This window comes from Paraglaciecola sp., from assembly GCF_051252315.1.
GTDB lineage: Bacteria > Pseudomonadota > Gammaproteobacteria > Enterobacterales > Alteromonadaceae > Paraglaciecola.
In genome coordinates, this window is the sequence record NZ_JBPOFP010000212.1 from 1 (window position 1) to 3774 (window position 3774).

General features: G+C 41.5%; 4 protein-coding genes. All 4 read right to left on the bottom strand.

From position 1 onward, the window contains the following. Positions 1 to 151: 151 nt before the first annotated feature. On the bottom strand, positions 152 to 976 hold the full coding sequence (locus ACSHXM_RS21245) for a hypothetical protein (protein ID WP_435692323.1): 825 nt from the start codon (positions 974 to 976) through the stop codon (positions 152 to 154). Between the two features lie 86 nt (positions 977 to 1062). Beyond that, a complete protein-coding gene (locus ACSHXM_RS21250; RefSeq protein ID WP_435692325.1) occupies positions 1063 to 1296 on the bottom strand; it encodes a hypothetical protein in 234 nt (77 codons plus the stop codon). Between the two features lie 61 nt (positions 1297 to 1357). Then, positions 1358 to 3430 (bottom strand): portal protein, encoded by a 2073-nt coding sequence (locus ACSHXM_RS21255; RefSeq protein ID WP_435692327.1) that lies wholly within the window; start codon positions 3428 to 3430, stop codon positions 1358 to 1360. Positions 3431 to 3438: 8 nt separating this feature from the next. Then, a partial coding sequence (locus ACSHXM_RS21260; RefSeq protein ID WP_435692329.1) for a hypothetical protein occupies positions 3439 to 3774 on the bottom strand: 336 nt, incomplete at its 5' end.

A 3774-nucleotide genomic window follows, 5' to 3' on the forward strand; every position in this document is an offset into this window, starting at 1 on the left:
TCTGGTTACTTTCGCTCCCAGTTATTCAGAACAGGTTTTACATCCCCAAATTATAGGCTAGGGATAAAGTGTGTTGCGTTTGCTTTAGTAACTGTGTTACTGGTAGATGGTGTAAAATTAGCCATTTTAAAAACCTCAAATATAAATTAAATTAACGTACTCGACCATCGGCGTATGCCTGTCGAATTTCTGATGCCAATGCAGCGTACCGCTCAGGGTCTTTCTGCATCAACTCAACAATATCAGCTCTGCGATAGACTTTCTTTGTTGCTCTTTCCCCACTACCTTTAGCACTGCCTGTTGAGGCTGACCGTACAGATTGCTTACGAGCTGTTGAGCTTGTCTTCTTCATATCAGAAACAATGTTTTGGCGTTCCTTCCATAAAGAGAATAACTCATCGGCACTATCATAATCGTACTCTTGGTCTGCTTTTTGTAGCATGGATGTTCTTACTTTACTTTTTCCAATCCATTCGATAAACGAGTTGTCTGCAAGGATGGTAGTAAATTCTGGATGTTGAGATTTAAGCTTGGCAACCGTGTCTTGCTTCTTAAGCTCTACAGCCATGTCTCTACTTTGTTTTACTGAAGGATGATTCTCCAGCATCCGACTAACAGCAGCTTTAGGATTTTCAAAGAAGTCTAATTCGTCTAAATCGTCTTGAGCTTCGGGCTGTTGTTGTTGTACAGTTTGTGACCGTATGAAATCATCAACTACTTTACGTAATTCACCTACTTCCTGTGATTGCTTGCCTAGAAGCTTTTCAGCATTCTGGTGCATAGCAACGATGTCTTTAACTTCCTTACCTTGATACTTCTCAGGAATATCGTCTTCTTCTTCCTGTTCAGCTTTAGGTTTTTCTTTTACGTAATCTTCGTACTTAGTCTGTTGAGGTTGTTCCTCGGGAGGAGTTTCATCAAACGTCTCGTACTTAGTTTCTTCGTTGTAATCTTCTGGACGACTGTTATCTGCCATATTGTATTCTCCGTACTTTTAAAGTATTGTGGATTTTAAAATGTCTAGTGTCTTAATTCTTTGTAGCCCACCAAAAATAAGGTTAACTAGACGTTAGTGCTCGCTGATTCGTGACCCTGTTCAATAAATTGTTCAAGATTAAGTATCATGCGAATAATGGAAAGTTCACCTTGTACTTTGTAAAGGTCTTTCTCACTGCTTAAATAACCTATATCATAGGCAGATTGACGGTCTTCTAGTTCTTCTAAAAGCTGCAACCAACCTGCGCTACGAAATAAGTCAAAGTAATTGTTATAGTATAATTCTTCTTCTTTTGTCATGTTGCCCTCCTCGGCATGACGTTATATATACTATATAGTATAACACATATTTTACCAAATGTCAAGCTTTATTTTGCTTTTTAAGACTTTCTATACCATCTAAGGGTGAAGACATAGTCTTAGCAGGCTGTTCAGGCTGCATAGGTGGTTGCTCAGGCTGCATAGGCGGCTGTTCAGGCTGCATAGGCGGCTGTTGAGCTCCTAACTTGGCATTCTGTGCTTGTTGTTTTAACGACAGTTCTGCAATCTGCATACGCTTCTGAAACTCTCTATCATCTGCATCACCTTCACGAATGTTAGTGGATGCTGCTTTGATTCGGTCTGTTTCAGCGTTATACTGTTCCAGACTAGCTTCAACTTGATACTTCTGCGCTCTTGAATTAGCTTCAGCGGCTTGTGCGTTTAAGGCTGCTGCTGTTGCTTGCTCTTTAGCTAGTTGTACTTGAGCCATCTGTTGTTCTAACTGTTGCTGCATCTGAGCCATTTGCTGCTGCTCTGGATTAGGCTGCTGGCTTTCACGTAAACGCTTAATCATCTCTTCACGTTTAGACAGGTTCATATTCTCTATAATACTTTCTACTAACATAGAGTGTGTTGGACTGTCTGCTGGAATAGTCTGTAACAACTGAACAAGCTGTGACACTTCATATTCACGTGCAATAATACCTAAGCTAGATGCTGGTAGGAATTTAAAGTCCTGTGCTGGATACAAGTCAGGGTTGTACTGCATGTAACGCCAAGCCATCTTCTGTATCATTGGTATTAAGAATAACTCTTGGAAGTTAATTAACGTACGTTTATGACGTTTAATTATAGCACCAAGTGACATACTAATACCAGCAGCAGTAGCTTCACCGTTAACACCACCTGCAACACCTGTAGAGTCTACAGCACCTGTTGACTGCTGAACCATCTGTTCAAGCTGTCCAGCCTGTGCAAACGTAACCTGCCCTACTTGACCAAAGTTAAATGGTTGTAAGACTTCCGCTGGATTACCGTTAGTTAGGAATATCTTACCTGCTTTAATCTCTGGTTTCATGCCCCTAGGAAGCCGTGAGGCGTCCACAGCCATCATAGGATGGATTGTTAGTGCTAGGGCATCAATACGTGCTCTAAGCTCCGTGTCGAGTGCTTTCTGGCTGTTATAGCCCTTCTCACAAATACCTCTACCCCAGAAGCGACTAGGTACTACGTCCCAAGGGAACGTAACAACCGGACGGTCTTGCATCATGTATGGGTTTTCTTCTACTTTAAGAAGCTGCCCGCCATTAGCAATTACAACAATAGCTTCTACATAATAGCTATCATCACTCTCTGACAACTCAGCCATCTCTTCATCTTCATCTAACAATGCTTCTTCAAACAACTCACGTGGCACTAAGCCGTAATACTTTGTAAGACGTACTTTATCTTCTGGTTGATGCGCTAACTCTTGGTCAGCCTCTAAAGACTCTTCAGAATATGCCGTATCTAAATCAACATCACGATAGATACCAGACTCAATGTCCATCTGCACTTGGTGCGTAGAAACATAATGGTCAACTGCACAGCCTAAAGCATCTTCAATAGAAGTGGCTACAGGGTCTACAAGGAAGTTCTGTGGTAAGATAGGGTTGAGCTTGACAACTAAACGCTCTCCAATCTCTACACCAACCGCATTCATTGCACCTTCCATGATAGGCTGTGTAGCTGGCTTCATCTCTTTAATTTCTTCGATGACAAGCTCACCAACGCCTGTACCGTAGATAGCACCGTTAAGGATACATTCTGCCACTGCCTTACGTACTTTGCAATAGCCGAAGTCTTCCATCAACTGAGCTTTTAGTTGCTGAACATCCACTTGGTTTTGGTCTTTAAAGTCATCACGAATGTCAAACCAATTACCACGTCCGAAGGTAGCTTCTTCCACTTCAGCCACACTACTTTCTACTGCTTGTTGTAATGCTGGTGCTATTAAGCGAGAGCGTTCAGAATCACGTAACGTATCTTCCTTACTCCAGATTCCACGCCATAGTCGGTAGTATTCTTCGTGCTTCTCTGAATAGTTGTTTTCGTAGTGGTCACGCCAGTCTTGGCATTTAGTCATTACCCATGAAGATAAATCACCACCTAAACTAATATTTTCGTCAATCATTGCTTCTCCTAATAACCAGACATTATATCTAGTGGTTCATATTCATCTTGTTCAAGCCAGTCGGTATGATAGGCTACTTTTGCTAGTTGGTCTATATAGGCTAATGAGTCTATTAAATCGTCATGTACCAAGTGGTTGGGGAATTGAAACAACTGGTCTAGAAACTCACTGTTCCATTCGTCTTTGTTTAACGTGACAAGTCCATTCTCAAACCGTCCTTGCAATGCCCAAACAATCCTATCTGTTTTCTTTTGATTACCGTGTGTCAGTTCTTCAATACGGAAGAAGCGATTGTTCCTACGCATCATATCTGTAAGAGGAGACATAACAGCCTGTTTAGCTAT